Source organism: Nocardia sp. NPDC051787 (assembly GCF_040681325.1).
GTDB lineage: Bacteria > Actinomycetota > Actinomycetes > Mycobacteriales > Mycobacteriaceae > Nocardia.
In genome coordinates, this window is sequence record NZ_JBFAYO010000005.1 from 39687 (window position 1) to 54685 (window position 14999).

General features: G+C 67.2%; 11 protein-coding genes and 4 tRNA genes. 8 read left to right on the plus strand and 7 right to left on the minus strand.

Annotated features, from left to right (window positions below; all coding sequences use genetic code 11):
- Positions 1 to 32 precede the first annotated feature (32 nt).
- The 4 genes from dusB to AB0M45_RS06955 all read right to left on the minus strand — a co-directional run bounded on the left by dusB (position 33) and on the right by AB0M45_RS06955 (position 3891).
- Positions 33 to 1175: a tRNA dihydrouridine synthase DusB gene (gene dusB / locus AB0M45_RS06940; RefSeq protein ID WP_364324120.1), complete on the minus strand. Its 1143-nt coding sequence runs from the start codon at positions 1173 to 1175 to the stop codon at positions 33 to 35.
- Between the two features lie 173 nt (positions 1176 to 1348).
- A complete protein-coding gene (locus tag AB0M45_RS06945; protein WP_364323761.1) occupies positions 1349 to 2320 on the minus strand; it encodes an acyl-ACP desaturase in 972 nt (323 codons plus the stop codon).
- Positions 2321 to 3227: 907 nt separating this feature from the next.
- A tRNA-Lys gene (locus AB0M45_RS06950) sits at positions 3228 to 3300 on the minus strand.
- Positions 3301 to 3489: 189 nt separating this feature from the next.
- Entirely contained in the window at positions 3490 to 3891 is a 402-nt protein-coding gene (locus AB0M45_RS06955) for a hypothetical protein (protein ID WP_364323763.1), read from the minus strand.
- A gap of 262 nt (positions 3892 to 4153) precedes the next feature.
- On the opposite strand from AB0M45_RS06955, the gene AB0M45_RS06960 reads away from it, so the two are divergent.
- From AB0M45_RS06960 to AB0M45_RS06990, 7 genes are all read left to right on the plus strand, one after another.
- Positions 4154 to 4819, plus strand: a complete 666-nt coding sequence (locus AB0M45_RS06960; protein ID WP_040773768.1) for a TetR/AcrR family transcriptional regulator — start codon at positions 4154 to 4156, stop codon at positions 4817 to 4819.
- Between the two features lie 94 nt (positions 4820 to 4913).
- Positions 4914 to 4986: transfer RNA gene (locus AB0M45_RS06965), tRNA-Glu, on the plus strand.
- 29 nt (positions 4987 to 5015) lie between these two features.
- Positions 5016 to 5089: transfer RNA gene (locus AB0M45_RS06970), tRNA-Asp, on the plus strand.
- A 57-nt stretch (positions 5090 to 5146) separates the two neighbouring features.
- Positions 5147 to 5220: transfer RNA gene (locus AB0M45_RS06975), tRNA-Phe, on the plus strand.
- 412 nt (positions 5221 to 5632) lie between these two features.
- Positions 5633 to 6310, plus strand: a complete 678-nt coding sequence (locus AB0M45_RS06980) for a GAP family protein (protein ID WP_364323766.1) — start codon at positions 5633 to 5635, stop codon at positions 6308 to 6310.
- 94 nt (positions 6311 to 6404) lie between these two features.
- Complete coding sequence (locus AB0M45_RS06985) at positions 6405 to 6587, plus strand: hypothetical protein (RefSeq protein ID WP_364323768.1); 183 nt, start codon at positions 6405 to 6407, stop codon at positions 6585 to 6587.
- A 307-nt stretch (positions 6588 to 6894) separates the two neighbouring features.
- Positions 6895 to 7614, plus strand: a complete 720-nt coding sequence (locus tag AB0M45_RS06990) for a polyprenol monophosphomannose synthase (protein ID WP_364323770.1) — start codon at positions 6895 to 6897, stop codon at positions 7612 to 7614.
- 93 nt (positions 7615 to 7707) lie between these two features.
- Here AB0M45_RS06990 and AB0M45_RS06995 read toward each other — a convergent pair whose 3' ends face one another.
- Together AB0M45_RS06995 and AB0M45_RS07000 are read right to left on the minus strand one after the other, a co-directional pair.
- On the minus strand, positions 7708 to 9126 hold the full coding sequence (locus AB0M45_RS06995) for an HAD-IB family hydrolase (RefSeq protein WP_364323772.1): 1419 nt from the start codon (positions 9124 to 9126) through the stop codon (positions 7708 to 7710).
- Entirely contained in the window at positions 9123 to 11591 is a 2469-nt protein-coding gene (locus AB0M45_RS07000; protein WP_364323774.1) for a glycerol-3-phosphate 1-O-acyltransferase, read from the minus strand. The genes AB0M45_RS06995 and AB0M45_RS07000 overlap by 4 nt, the downstream gene beginning before the upstream one ends.
- 388 nt (positions 11592 to 11979) lie before the next feature.
- On the opposite strand from AB0M45_RS07000, the gene AB0M45_RS07005 reads away from it, so the two are divergent.
- Complete coding sequence (locus AB0M45_RS07005) at positions 11980 to 13290, plus strand: salicylate synthase (RefSeq protein WP_364323776.1); 1311 nt, start codon at positions 11980 to 11982, stop codon at positions 13288 to 13290.
- Positions 13291 to 13355: 65 nt separating this feature from the next.
- On the opposite strand, the gene AB0M45_RS07010 is transcribed toward AB0M45_RS07005, so the two are convergent.
- Positions 13356 to 14975 carry an AMP-binding protein gene (locus AB0M45_RS07010; RefSeq protein ID WP_364323778.1) on the minus strand — a complete coding sequence of 540 codons (1620 nt, stop codon included), beginning with the start codon at positions 14973 to 14975 and terminating at the stop codon, positions 13356 to 13358.
- Positions 14976 to 14999 lie beyond the last annotated feature (24 nt).

Here is a 14999-nt window from a genome sequence, read left to right on the forward strand (position 1 = left end):
TTGGCAGCGCGGTTCGCTGCGGGATTGCCCGATCATCCGCCGCTGTGCATCACATCGGCGGCTTGCGGCACCGCTGGATCGTCGGGGTCGTCGAGCCAGCCGTGCGGCAATGCGACCTTTCCCGGTGAACCTTGGCGCCCGCGTGGGCCTTCGGCGTCCTTGGGGAAGGGTGCGGTCGGGTCGAGTTGTCCGACAAGGTCTTCCAGTTGGGTGAGGCTGCCGACGGTCGCGAACGCGCGACGGAGGTCGGCGCCGACCGGGAATCCCATCAGATACCAGGCCATGTGCTTGCGCAGGTCGCGCATGGCTTTGTCCTCGCCGAGATGCTCCGACAGGAGCGTGCCGTGCCGATACAGCACGGCGCCGACCCGGCCCAGATCGGGGGCCGCGGGCAGCGGCTCGCCGCGGAGTGCGGCTTGCAGTTCGGCGAACAGCCACGGCCGGCCCAGACAGCCACGACCGACCACCACGCCATCACAGCCCGTTTCGTCCATCATGCGAACGGCGTCGGCGGCCGAGAAGATGTCGCCATTGCCGAGCACCGGGATGGTCGTGACCGCCTCCTTGAGCCGGGCGATCGCGGTCCAGTCGGCCTGGCCGGAGTAGCGCTGCGCCGCCGTGCGCGCGTGCAGGGCCACCGCCCGCGCGCCTTCGGCTTCCGCGATGCGTCCCGCGTCCAGGTAGGTGAGGTGGTCGTCGTCGATGCCGATGCGAAACTTCACGGTCACCGGCACGCCCGCGGGTTCGGCCGCGTCCACCATGGCGCGCACGATGCGGCGAAACAGCGTCCGCTTATAGGGCAGCGCCGCACCGCCGCCGAGCCGGGTGACCTTGGGCACCGGGCAGCCCAGGTTGAGGTCGATGTGGTCGGCCCAGCCTTCGCCGACGATGATCCGCACCGCCTCGCCGAGCGTCGCCGGATCCACACCGTAGAGCTGCATCGAGCGCGGGTACTCGTCGGCGTCGAAGGACATCATGTGCAGCGTCTTCTCGTTACGCTCCACCACGGCGCGCGCGGTGATCATCTCGCACACGTAGATCGAGGTCGGGCTGCCGAATTCCCGGCACAACTTGCGGAAGGCCAGATTCGTGATGCCCGCCATCGGCGCCAGCACGACCGGCGGATCGACCGGATACGGCCCGATCCGCAGAGCTGCCTTCGCCTCGGTAGTCATCGTCACGCCGACCAGTGTCTCATTTCCGCACGTAACTCGGCTGCTACGGGTCGCCGGGTCGGGAAGACGAGTGTCCTGAGGAGGACTGTCACCGGCTCGAACCAGACGTTCGGACGACGCCGGAAAGCGCCGCCGTCCGAGTCCCGGACGGCGGCGCGGTTGCGTCAGCGTGGTCAGCCGACCGTGCTGCCCGCCATCTCGCGCTCGCGCTTGGCGGCTTCGCGGGCGAGCATGCGGTCGCGCTGCTCCTCGAACTTGATCACGTCTTTGGCCAGCTTATCCAGGAACAGGCCGAGCCGCTCGCGGACCGCTTCGCCGCGCGCGGTGAAGTCGGTGCGTTCGAAGATGTTCCACTTCTTCAGCACCGGCTGGACGACTTCCTCCAGGTGCTGGCGCAGGTCATAGATGCCGTGCTTGGCCATCAGTACACCGTTGCGGCGGAAGTTGGGCATGCCGGCGCCGGGCATCTGGAAGTTCTCCAGGATCAGTGTGATGGCCTCGATGGCCTGGTCGGGCGCGAGGTCGAGGGCGGCGCCGCACATGTTGCGATAGAAGATCATGTGCAGGTTCTCGTCGGCGGCGACGCGCTGCAGCATGCGGTCGGCGATCGGGTCGTCACAGACCTTGCCGGTGTTGCGGTGGCTGACCCGGGTGGCCAGCTCCTGGAAGGTGACATACGCGACGGAGTGCAGGAATCCGGCGTCGGCTTCGGCTGGGGAGGCGAAGCCGTTGGTCATGTGGATCATTCGAGCTTCTTCGAGGGCGACCGGATCGACGCCGCGCGTGACGACCAAGTAGTCGCGCATGACGATGCCGTGGCGGTTCTCTTCGGCGGTCCAGCGGCCCACCCAGGTGCCCCAGGCGCCATCCTGGGAGAAGTTCTCGGCGATCTCCCGGTGGTAGGAGGGCAGGTTGTCCTCGGTGAGCAGGTTGGTGATCATGGCCGCCTTCGCGACCTCATTGAGGCGGGACTGCTCGGGATCCCAATCGATGCCACCGAGTGCCGCGAAATTGCGGCCGTCGTCCCACGGGACGTAGTCGTGCGGGTGCCATTCCTTTGCCAGAGAAAGGTGCCGGTTGACGTTTTCTTCGGCAACCGGCTCCAACTCCGTCAGAAGCTCGAGTTGAGTCAGATCCCTTGCCATGTATGAACCCTTCAGTGTGTGCGTCCGGTCGTGCTGGTCATCCCAAGGTAGACCGATACCGATGCGGCCATACCTTACGGCACCGTAGGTGTGATGCGAAACGCATCCTTTGGACGATCGATGCCCTGGTGATACTCGTCATATGACGTCTTAGCCGTTCAGTGATCCACACGAGTGTATGGGGTCAGCCCGCACTGAGGGGACTATCGGCGCGCTGTTCGTGGCGTTAGCTCGAGTGCGGTAACGCACAATCCACCGGAATCACAATGCCCCGCCGCCGCGGACCGAGGTGGGCCGTGCACGATCAGGTCCGCGTGCTCCCGAGTGTGATCGGCGGCGAAGTGGCGTCCTCGCCTGCCGTCCATTGCTTCCGGACCGGCAGTGCGTGCGCACCCTCGCGATCCAGCGCTACGGACCAACCGGACCGCTCTCGGCGTCTCGGCCCGAAGTGTCGGAGACAATCGGTAGCGCACGGCTGAACGAGCCGAGTTCTCGATCATGCGAACGGTTCTCTCCTCAACAGGCCTGACCATCCGTTTGCTTCTGCAGGGCCCGCGGCCCGCCACGGACGGTCAGCGAACCATTTGTGCCTTTCCTCACAATCGGACCGGTCGCCACTCGTCGCAAATCCTCATAGCTCAGGCATCCGCATGGCTCAGGTATCCGCGGTCGGCGGTTCGGCGTTGTGCCGGTGGCCCGCGATGGGGTGTGGTGCCATCGGCATCCGAACGGGCATTCCCGGCAGGGCGGTCGGCGCGGCTGGGGCCAGGCGGCGGCAGACTCGCTGGTGCACGGTGACAAGAGCTGGAGTCGGCATCGGCGTGTCCCTATTAGTAAGGGACAACGAGCGGAGAACTCCCCAGAAAACCAGGTCGGGCGCCCGGATGACCCGGACGCCCGACGCGTGTGCCCCCAGTAGGGCTCGAACCTACGACCTGCGGATTAAAAGTCCGTAGCTCTACCAACTGAGCTATAGGGGCGCGGAGGACCAGTGTAGTGCGATCGGGGGCCGATGCCCCAATCGGGGGAGTTCGTGTCGGTGGGGTGTGGTGGATGGGTCGGGTCGGCGGGCCGTGCGGGTGCGTCGCGCGATGCCGCGGGCGGGGTAACGCGGCGCGCGCAGGCGACGATGCAGGCGGTAAAACATTTGCCACCCAGCTTTGTTCATCTTACCCAGATCTGGATATCATCCAATCATGTTGGCTGACAATGTCTTTGGATTTGCAGGGGTGAAGCGCCCCAGCCCGGCAAGGCTCGCGGACCGGGTTGGCCGGTGCGGCGTCCGGGACGATCGGTCGCTCGGTCTGCCGGTCGGCTCGGGTGAACATCGCTGGGCCGCTGGCGAATTCACGCAGCCGCCGGACGATGCGGTTCGGTTGCGGAATATTTGCTGTAACAGAAAGCGGAATCGGATGGCGGCCTGACTCTTCGGTTTGCCGCGTGTCGCATCGAGATTCCGGGTACGGTGACGCCTTGGTGAATTCCGAAAGAATCGCCGACTCGGTCGGCTCGACGGAATTCAGCTTGTCGTTGCTGTGTCCGAAGGCGTCGCGGTCGGCTCGGTCGGCCACGGCTCGGCGGAACTCGATGCCGCAGGAGGAGGCAGATCCGAGACGAAGAAATGCCCGGATGCGCACCCCCTGCGGCGCACCCGGGCAGGAAAACTATACCAGCCGGTGCGTTTCAGGTTTTCCGCGAGTTTTCGTACCGAAGGTTTGAAATCGGGCGAAAACCCGGTTTGCAGTAATGATAAAACTCATGAATTCGTGCCAAGGGACCGTTCCTTTGGGAGTGGCTGCTTGGCGGCGAGTAGGCTTCGGAGGCGTTTCGAGCATGGCACGGCAGCAAGAGCGGGCCCGCCGGACACGGGCGGCGATTATCAGGTCCGCCGCCGTTGAGTTCGGGAAGAGCGGCTATGCCGCTGCATCGCTCAACCGCATACTGGAAGGGTCGCGTGCCACCAAGGGCGCCATGTACTTCCATTTCGATTCCAAGGAAGACCTCGCGCGCGCGGTGCTGGAGACCGCCGTGGAGCGCTACCGCGCCTCCGCTGAGCGCTGGCTCGCGCGAGCGGATCTCAGCCCGCTGGACATCCTGCACGGGATGGTCGACGAGATCGCGTTGCGGCTGGAGCACGACATCATCGTGCAAGCCGAGTATCGCCTGATCATCGAGCCGGATTTCTACCGCGACGTGCAAGCGGGCGGCGGGCGCATCCTCGGCCGCACGACCAGGGTGCTCACGGTGCGCGCCATCGACCACGGGCAGCTGCGCGCCGACGCCGACCCGGACCGGTTCACCCGCACGCTGGCGGCGGCGCTGGCCGGTCAGCGATACATGGTGGACCTGCTCGGCGGTCAGGTCGATCTGCGGTCCCGTTTCGAGGAGGCGCTCGAGGTGGTGGTCGAGGCGATGGCCACCCTGGAGTGGCTGCAGAAGTTCCGCAGCGACGGCTGGCGTGCGCAGGCCCGGTTGGAGGAGCTCGGTTTGGGGCTCTGACCAGCCGATTTGGGATTCGAGTCCGGTCTGTCATAAGCTATCCCAGCTCCCAACGGACAGCCGTTGAAAGCCGGTCCGGAGAAATCCGGGACGAGCCCCCTTCGTCTAGCGGCCTAGGACGCCGCCCTTTCAAGGCGGTAGCGCGGGTTCGAATCCCGTAGGGGGTACGATCTGCGGATCGTTGGTAGCACAGTATGGCCCTGTGGCGCAGTTGGTTAGCGCGCCGCCCTGTCACGGCGGAGGTCGCGGGTTCGAGTCCCGTCAGGGTCGCAGTTGAACGCCGGATATTCCGGCGTTCGGCGTACGGCATTCACTTCGGGTGCCTGCGGCCAGGTAGCTCAGTTGGTACGAGCGTCCGCCTGAAAAGCGGAAGGTCGCCGGTTCGATCCCGGCCCTGGCCACTCCGCTCATAGCAGGCCCATGCCCATGGAGGGCATGGGCCGTTTTCGCTTCGTCATGTCTTGTGGGGGTGCAACCCGCACGCCCCGCCCGGCGGGCTTCGCCCCCGGACCCCCTTGCGCGGTGGTTACGTTGCGCGGGTCGGTCCAGTTCGAGTGTTGTGTGGGTGCGTTGCGGGGGTCCCGTTCGACGGTTTCTGCCAGGCCAATCGAATACCGCGATGGGGACACCGCTCAGCAGGTTTGGTTATCGGAGCGCGCGGCTTGCCGCGCGGGTGGATCATGCGGCCGGGGCGTGCGTCGATCGAGCTGACCGACTCGCTCGTTGCGGGTGTGGCGAATTACACAGTGCCGCAAAGGCCTTCATGACCGGGGCGTCGGTTGTCCACCGCGGCGCGGGTAGGCTGGCGCCGCCATGTCGATCCTTCTCCTCGCGCTTGCGGGGTTCGCCTTCCTCGATTCGCTGGACGTGCTGCTCATCGGCGTCACCACGGCCGTCGTCTATGACAGCAGGCTGGTTCGGCGCTCGCCGCTGGCCGGCGGTCTGAGTTTGCTTGCGGGCGTCTTCGCCGTCACCACCGCCTTCGGGATCTGCACGGTCCTGGGAATCGGCTTTCTGAGCGACCTGGTCGACTTCGAGCTCACCTCCGGGGTGCGGTATTGGGGCGAACTCGCTGTCGGCGCGGTGCTGATCGCACTGGCGGGCATTCGGATGACCGGAACGGCTGACCCGAAACGGGGGACGGCATTGCGACGGCAACCCTGGTTACTGGCCGTGATCGGGGTGGCGATCGGTATCGCGCAGGCGCCGACGGCGGTTCCTTATCTGGCTGGACTCGCGATGATCTCCGCACGCGATCCGCTACCTACCTGGTGGCCGCTGATCATCATCGCCTATTGCGCGCTGGCATTGCTTCCGCCGTTGCTGATTCTCGGCCTCGCCATGCGGCGCACCATCGCAGCGCGCCGTGTGTATCGAAAGGTCGTTCGCATTCTCACCACATATGGACCGACTTCGGTGCGCATACTCTTCGTCGCGTTCGGTGCGGTTCTGATATGCGACTCACTCATCCATTACCGAAGTCTTTGGTAGAGCTCGGCCGCGAATTGCGGTCGCGGGCGCACCGCTACGGATGGGCGAACACGAAATCGGGATGCGGTCGGGTCCTGGGTGGGATGCTGGAGGTATGGCTGAGCGCTGGTATTACTGCTTGAAGCATAAACGAGCTGAACAAGGACGGCAGTGCTGGTTCCGCGATCGAATGGGGCCTTATCCGGACCGGGCGACGGCGGAGCGCGCGCTGGAAATCGCGCATGCCCGCAATGAGCGCGAGGACGCCCGGGATCGCACCTGGCGCGAGGGGGAGTGAGGTGCGCGGCGTCGGACGTTTGCCTGTGCAGCAATGGATTTCGATCAGTTGCGGTGGATGGCCCGCCGCGCTGCATCGCATGCGGTGAATCCTCCGTTGCTCCGTCGGCACGGCGGGGGAGAGTGTTCCCCGGTCCCGCGAAGTTGATCTTGAGGTGCAGGTCGGAGGGCCGAACCGTGTCGCGCCGGGTGCGGCCGCTCAGCCCGCGGTCGGGGGTATCGAGTACGGTTCTCCAGAACTCGACGAATGCTCGGTGGTCCTGGCGTGGGCTGCGAGCGGAAACCAGGATCAGCAGGGAGGGCGACCCTTGAGGGTTACCGTTGTTGTGCCGACCTACAACGAGCGGGAGAATCTACCGGTTGCGGTGGAGCGGCTGACCACGCTGCCCGTGCCCGACCTGCACGTGCTCGTGGTGGACGACAGCTCGCCGGACGGCACCGGTGAGGTGGCGGACAAGCTGGCCGCAGAGCTGCCGAACGTGGTCGGTGTGCTGCACCGGACCGAGAAGGACGGGCTCGGGCGCGCGTACGTCGCGGGCATCACGCGCGCGCTGGACGAGGGCGCGGACGTGGTGATCCAGATGGACGCCGACCTCTCGCATCCCGCCGAAGTCATCCCGGCCATGCTGGAGAAGCTGACGACCACCGATGCGGGCGTGGTGCTCGGTTCCCGCTACGTCCCGGGCGGCTCGACCGCCGCCGAGTGGAAGTGGTACCGCAAGGCGCTTTCGGCCTGGGCCAACTTCTACGTCAACCTGATTCTGCGCTTGGGCGTCAAGGACGCCACCGCGGGCTTCAAGGCATGGAAGGCCGACACCCTGCGCGCCATCGACGTCGCCTCGATCCGCAGCAACGGGTACTCCTTCCAGGTCGAGATGAACTATCGCACGATCAAGAAGGGCGTCACGATCGCCGAGGTTCCGATCCGGTTCGAGGAACGCACCCTTGGCGCCTCCAAGATGAGCCTCAAAGTGCAGCTCGAGTCGGCACTGATGCCGTGGAAGCTGCTGTTGGGCCGCACGCTCTGAGCACGACCCATATCCTCAACCCGAAGACGAGCACCGGCGCCGACACCGCGTACATGGCCGACAGGCCGGAGCCGCCAGCGCACACCTGCATGATCACTCGGGCCAGTCCAGGAGCGTGTCGATGAACAGCTGTCGCACCCGCTCTACGTTCTCGTCCAGGTCGTCGGGGTCCCATCCGCTGACATCGATGGGCTCGAGGATCGCGACGTCCACGGTCCCGGGCCGGGCCACCATCGCGTTGCGCCAGCAGATCTCGCCTGCGTTGCGGATCACGACCGGGATCACCGGCACCCCGGCCTGGAGCGCGATGTGGAATGCGCCTTTCTTGAACGGACCGACCTCGGGGGTGTAGGAGCGAGTTCCCTCGGGGGACATTGCGATCGACAGTCCGTTCCGCAGGGTTTCCACAACCGGTCGTAGCGCCGCCTTCGCCAGCGCGGTGTTCGAGCGATCGATGAACGTCACCCCGGCGAAGCGCATGAGGGGACCGAACACCGGGTTCTTGGTGAGTTCCTTCTTCCCGATGCCGGTCACGCCGCCGCCGAGCACTTTTGGCACGATGATGATGTCGAACTGGCTTTGGTGATTGAACAGGAAGACGGCCGGTCGTGGTGATTTCGCGTGCTCGGCACCGGTGACCCGGAGGTGCACCCCGGCTATGCGCAGCGTATTGCGCGCCGCCTGCGCCATCAGTGCGTCGGCCATCTGCTGGCGGTCTTTGGTCGGAGCCTTCGACGCGACGCCGAAGAGCGCCCCGCCGAGCAGTCCGGCGAAGCCGGCCGCGGTGCGGGCGTAGTCGCTCGCGCGCGGCGAGTGGCGCGGCCGGAAGTTCAGCTTCGCCCAGCGATGCCGGTCGGCGATTTCGGCCAATGCGTCATCGGGGTTCACCGCCACCGGATGGCCGACCAGCGACAGCAGCGGTAGGTCGGCGATGGCGTCGGCGTAGGCATAGCTGCGTTCGAGGTCCACTCCCTGTGCGGCGGCGAATTCGGTGACCGCGTCGGCCTTGCCGTTGCGCCACAGTGTCTTTCCGTCGGGGTAGCCGGTCAGCACGCCGTCGTCGGCGGCCATCGGCGTGTAGCGGACGTGCGCTATGCCCAGCTGCGTCGCCGCGGGCAGCACCTGGAACCTGGTCAGCGAGCTGACCAGCAGCACCGTGTGCCCGGCTGCCCGGTGGGTCCGGATCAACTGCCACGCTTCGGGATACAGGTGTCCGTAGCTGCTCCGCCGGAACAGCTGCCTGCCCAGCTCGTCCAGGTCTGCTTCGGACCGTCCGGCCAGCACTTCGGTGAGCTGCCGCAGGAACCGCGCGTACTCGCCCTCGGTCATGCCGTTGCGGATGCCGCCGAGCAGCACGTCCTCGGGCTTGCGGCGGCCCAGCGGCAGGTGTCCTCGCCCCGGGCCGTCGATGACCGTGCCGGCGAAGTCGAAGACCGCGGCGACGGTGGGGCCCTGCGGTCCGGAGCGGATGGTGGCGACCGCGGCGTCGAGGTCGGCGGGGCGAGTGCTCACCGCAGTTCCATGTTGGACGGGTCCAGCGCGGCGGCTTGCGCGATGCGGACACCGATGGTGCGTAGGCGATCGGCGAATTCCGTTCTGCGCTGGGTCAATTCCGTGCGACGCTCCGAGTCGTCGGGCACTGTCTCCACGAGGTCGTAGTTGTCGGCGAGCTTCAAGGCGCTGGTGAACAACTCGGTGGAGACCGACTCCGGGCTGTGTAACCGCTGCTGCAGCATCATCTGCTTGCCGACGGCCACGCATTCGGCGATGAACTCCTTGCGGTCGATCTCGTCGCCCGGGTCCCGGTCGGCCAGCCGTTCCGCCACCACGAGTTGCGCGTCGAAGAAGGAGCGCAGCACCCGGTGGGCCATCATGAATCCGGAGGCGGTGAGCTTCCCCAGGATGTCGGAGCTTCGCGTGTCGCGGCGGGTGTGGTTGTACCAGTCCGGGTCCACCAGGAGCATCTCCGCGACCATCTGGTCGGCGAACTCACTGCGCTCGGGGAAGAAGAACTCGAACTTGAGCAGGTCACGCAGGCGGAACGCTTCGCCCCAGCCGGTCTTCAGCGCGTCGTCGTCCTCGCCGATGTCGACCCCGGCGAGGATGGACAGCTCGAGAATCGCGCGGTTGACGAACCAGTGCACGGCGCTGTTGCGGTAGAACGCGGCCTCGAGGTGCGCGCCCGATTCGATCGAGTACACCGGTTCCAGCCCGCCCCGGTACACCGTGACGACCTTGGCCAGCGATAGCTGCTCGAGCACGACGGCCAGGCCCTGCTCGTCGCGCAGAGCGTCGACTTCGCCGCCGGGCAGGTCGCGCTTGTCGATGTAGCCGAGCACCGGCGCGAGCACGGTACGCACCTCGCCGAGGGTGAGGGCGCGCCCGTCCACGCCCAGCAGCGCCAGAGTGACCAGCGCGTTGACCGTGATCGGCGTGACCGCGTTGATCCCGACCGCGACCTCGAACGCCAGCCGCTGCACGGCCTTGCGTTCCAGCTCGGTGACTTCCGGTGGTTCGTGGTCGCCGACGATCCCGGCTTGGATGCGGCTCGGCGGGATCGGCTCGATCCGGTGCAGTGGGATGGTCAGCGGCGGGGTGGTGAGCGGGTCACCGTGCGCCGCGAGCCGGTCGCGGGCGGACAGCGGCTCGCCGAAGCGCACATACACGTGCCCGGCGGAGTGTTGCTGGCTGCGGATGTAGCGCGCGAGCCAGGCCAGCCCCTCGGGCTTCTTGGTGCCGCCGACCTGCTCGGTGGCGATGGCGCCGAGTTCGTTGAGCCGCTCGTAAGTGATCGAGACCGGCACCAGCATGACATCGTCGACGCGATTCGTCCGTACCGCCGCGGCAAGATAGTTCAGCAAACCGTAGCGCGGCGGGCGCAGCTTGCCGGTGCGGGTACGGCCGCCCTCGAAGTACCACTCCAGGTTGAAGCGCTTGGCCAGCAGGTAGGCGAAGTACTCCTCGACGACGGCCTTGTAGACCTCGTCGTCGCCGAAACTGCGCCGGATGAACACCGCTCCGGTGCGCCGGGCGATCGGGCCGATCGGCCAGAAGCTGAGATTCGCGCCGCCGATCACATGGTTCGGCGGAAAGTCGTTGCGGGCCAGTACGTCCCCGAGCACGAACGCGTCGACGTATGAACGGTGTGAAGGCAGGAACACCAGCGGGAAGCGGCGGTTCAGATCGCGCAGCCCGGCGAGGCCGGACTCGTCGCAGTCCACCTTCCAGGTCGAGGCGTGCACCGGCCGCATGGCCTGGGTGAACAGATCGGAGACCAGCCTGCTCTGTGCGGCGACGAGTTCGCCAAGTGACTTCTCCGCGCGGCGGTACACCTCATGCGGACTCGCCCCGATCTGGTCGGCGATCAGTTCCAGCCTGCGCAGGAAGTCGGGGGAGTCGAGGATTTCCTCGGTGACCAGCCGGGGAACCTTGTACCGGTCGCCGATGATGGTGCGTTCGGCACGTTCGAGCGCCACTACCGCCGCGCGCACGATGGCGCGGGCGAACGGCTCGGCGGTGCCCTTGTCGAGCAGCGCCGCCGCCTCCGGATTGTTCGCCCGCAGCTCGCTGAGCCGGGCGGGCGCGCCGGTCAGCACGACGTATCGGTCCGGCGACTTACCGAGCAGCCTGCGCTGCGCCAACCGGTTGGGTTGGCGGGGATTGGTCAGGATGGCCAGGTCGCCGAAGGTGACGCGCCGCACCCCGTCGCGTTCCGGTGGCAGCCACAGCACCCGGATCGGCACCACCAGCGGATCGTCGCGCCTGCTGACCAGCTGGGCGGCGACGGCGCCCGCGTCCAGGTCCAGCTGGGTGACCGGGGCGTCGGTGCCGAACTGCGCGCCGATCCCGCCGTCGGCCAGCCAGGTGCCGACGAGTTCGCGTTCCACCCCCGATGCGGCGTCGATCAGGGCCACCACCGACTTCGGTGCGGTCCCGGGTCGGGCGGTCGCGGGTGAATCGCCGCGGTGATCGATCATCGATGTTCTTCCCTCCGCAGGTGACGCTCTCCCCTATTCAATCCCGCCGGGTCGATTCCGCGCAGGCAGTCGGCGCGGCGAGTTCGGGGTGCATGGTCCGAGCATTCTGCGTGTACGGGCGGCCTCGGGGCTCCCCAGTCGCGGTGAGCACAACAGCTCGCGGCGGACGCAGTCGCCGGTTGTCGGCCATCACGACGGCGTTCCTGTTGTGGCCCAGCGAATTACACCGTGTCCGTTGAGTGGAAGCCTTCGCGAGCTTGTGTTCGGCGGGGCGGTCAACGGGTTGATCGGCCGGTTCTGCTGTGGCCGTGAGCACACCGGTGCAGATCATGGAGGTAATGCTAACCTTACCTTCGCAAGTTAGGTCAGGGTAACCTTTGGAGGATCGTTGTCGACCACGGAACGCCTGCGGGTTGAGTATGTGACCGATCCGGCGGCAGCGATGTCCCAGCTGGCAGCGTCGGATCGGTTCGGCGAGTACGTGATGTACGAGCGTCCGGGGGAATGGGTGTTCGCCGCCGATCCGGTCGGCAGTGTCGAACTCGATGTGCGGGAGCTGCGGGTCACATGGGAGGGGCAGAGCACGACCAGCCGCTGGGAAGGCAGCCCGGCCGGGGTGATCGACCGCGCGCTCGGCGCGTTGCCCCTCGAAGGGCGGAACGCCTACGGCTGGATCGGATTCGAGTTCTGCGCCTGGGCGCTCGACGCGACCGAGTACCTCGACCCGCGTACCGCGCTGGCACACCTGATGATTCCGCGCATCGAGGTGCGCGTGGGCGAATTCGGTGTCCGGGTATCCGGTGCCACCCCTGCCGAGACCGGCGACATCCATGATCTGATCGCGCAGTCGCAGAGCGCCGAACTCCCGCGGGCGCACCCGACCGACATCGGCATCGACCCCACCGGCTACCGGGATCGCGTGGCCGAGGCGGTAGGCGAGATCCAGGCGGGGCGGTACCAGAAGGTCATCCTGTCCAGGAAGGTCGACCTGCCGTTCCCGGTCGATGTTCCGGCCAGCTATCGGCTCGGGCGCGCGCACAACACTCCGGCGCGATCGTTCCTGTTGCGGCTCGGCGGTTTGGAGGCGGCGGGCTTCAGCCCGGAACTGGTCGCCTCCGTGGACGACGAGCGCGTGGTGACCACCGAGCCGCTGGCGGGCACCCGCGCCTTCGGTCGCGGGGCGGCGGCCGACCTGGCCGCACGAGCGGATCTGGTCACCGATCCGAAGGAGATCGTGGAGCACGCGATTTCGGTGCAGACCTCGTTCGCGGAGATCGCGGCGGTGGCCGATCCCGGCACGCCGGCGGTGTCGGATTTCATGGCCGTGCGTGAGCGCGGCAGCGTGCAACACCTGGCCTCCACCGTGCGCGGGCGGCTGGCCACCGACCGGTCCAGCTGGGACGCGCTGGAAATGCTGTTCCCGTCGGTCACCGCCTCCGGTATTCCCAAGCGCGAGGGTGTCGACTCGGTGTTCCGGCTCGATCACGATCCCCGCGGTCTGTATTCCGGTGCGGTGCTGACCATTTCGCCGTCTGGTGCGATGGAGGCGACACTCGTGCTGCGTGCGGTGTACCAGAACACCGAGGGCGCCTGGCTGCGTGCGGGCGCTGGGATCGTCGCTCAGTCTCGGCCGGAGCGGGAGTTCGAGGAGACCTGCGAGAAGCTGGGCAGCATCGCGCCCTACGTGGTCAAGGCCTGAGCGGCCGAGCGAACGGGCAGCACACCGATACCGCGCTGCCCGTCCACTTTTCGGCCGGGTGCTGCTCAGCCCTCGGCGCGCAGCGCTTTCTTGTCGATCTTGCCGACCGCGGTGATCGGCAGCTTGTCGCTGCGGCGCAGCATGTCCGGCAGTTTGTAGGTGGCGAGCCCGCGGGCGGCGAGGAAGGTCTTGATCTCGGCCAGGGTGGGCATCTCGCCGTCGACGACGAGAACGGCGCAGACCTTTTCGCCCAGCGCGGGGTCGGGCAGTCCCACGGCGGCGGCATGCCGGACCGTGGGGTGGGCGAGCAGGTGCTCCTCGAGTTCGTCACAGGAGATGTTCTCGCCGCCGCGGTTGATCACGTCTTTGATCCGCCCGGAGACCACGAGATGACCGCTGGGCAGCCGGCGCACCAGGTCGCCGCTGCGGTAGAAGCCGTCCGGGGTGAACGCGCGCGCGTTGTGCTCGGGCGCCCGGTAGTAGCCACGTATCGTGTACGGGCCCCGGGTCAGCAACTCGCCTTCCTCGCCGGGCGCGACTTCGTTGCCGTCGCCGTCCACCACGCGGATCTCGTCGGCGGGTGACAGCGGCCTGCCCTGGGTGGTGTGCAGCAACTCGACCGGATCGTCGAGCCGCGTGTAGTTGAGCAGACCTTCGGCCATCCCGAACACCTGTTGCAGGGTCGCGCCCAGCGCGGGAGTCACCTCCTTCGCGTTGACCTCGGCCAGCCTGGCGCCGCCCACCTGCAGCAGACGCAGTGAGCTCAGGTCGGCCGCTTCCCATTCGGTGGCGGCGCACCAGAGCTGGGCCAGCGGCGGCACCACCGCCGTGACCGTGACGCCATGCCCCTCGATGGCGGCGAACGCGTTCTCCGGGCTCGGATCGCTGACGAAGGCCACCGCGCCGCCGACGCCGACGGTGCCGAGAATGCCGGGGCAGGCCAGCGGAAAATTGTGTGCGGCGGGCAGTGTCGCGAGGTATACGTCGTTTTCGGTCAGTTCGCATACCGCGGCGCTGGCGGTCGCGTTATAGACGTAGTCGTCATGCGTGCGGGCGATCAGCTTCGGCAGTCCCGTGGTACCGCCGGAGACCAGCATCAGCGCGATATCGCCCGGATCGATCTCGGGCAGCTCGCCGCCCTCCCGCGGAATCGAGTTCAGGTCCGTGAAGGGTCCCGGCTCGCCGAGCACCAGGACGTGGCGCAGCGAGGGCACCGCGTCCCGCACGGTCGTGGCCAGTTCGCGGTAGTCGAAATCGCCGGCCCGGTCGGCGACGATGTAGCCGACCGCCTCGGAAAGCCCGGCCAGATGCTCGATCTCGGCGCGCCGGTGCGCTGGCAGGCTCAGCACGGGGATGATCCCGGCCCGCAACAGCCCGAAGAGCACGGTCAGGAACTCCGGCACGTTCGGCAGCTGGACCACCACCCGGTCGCCGGGTGCGATGCCCAGCGCGAGCAACCCGTGGGCCATCCGGTCCGCCGCGGCGTCGATCTCGGCGTACGTACGAGGGCCCCCGGCGTCGAGTAGCGCGGGGCGCTGCGGATGCTGTCGTGCGGTCGCGCGCAGCAGTTCACCGAGCGGGCGCCCGGTCCAGTACCCGGCGGCTCGATAGTCCGCGGCCGTGTGCGCGGGAAAAGGGACATAGCCGTCGCGATGCGGTGGCGACGCGATGGGTGTCGAAGTCACGGTCTGCCTCACAGAAAGTCGAGC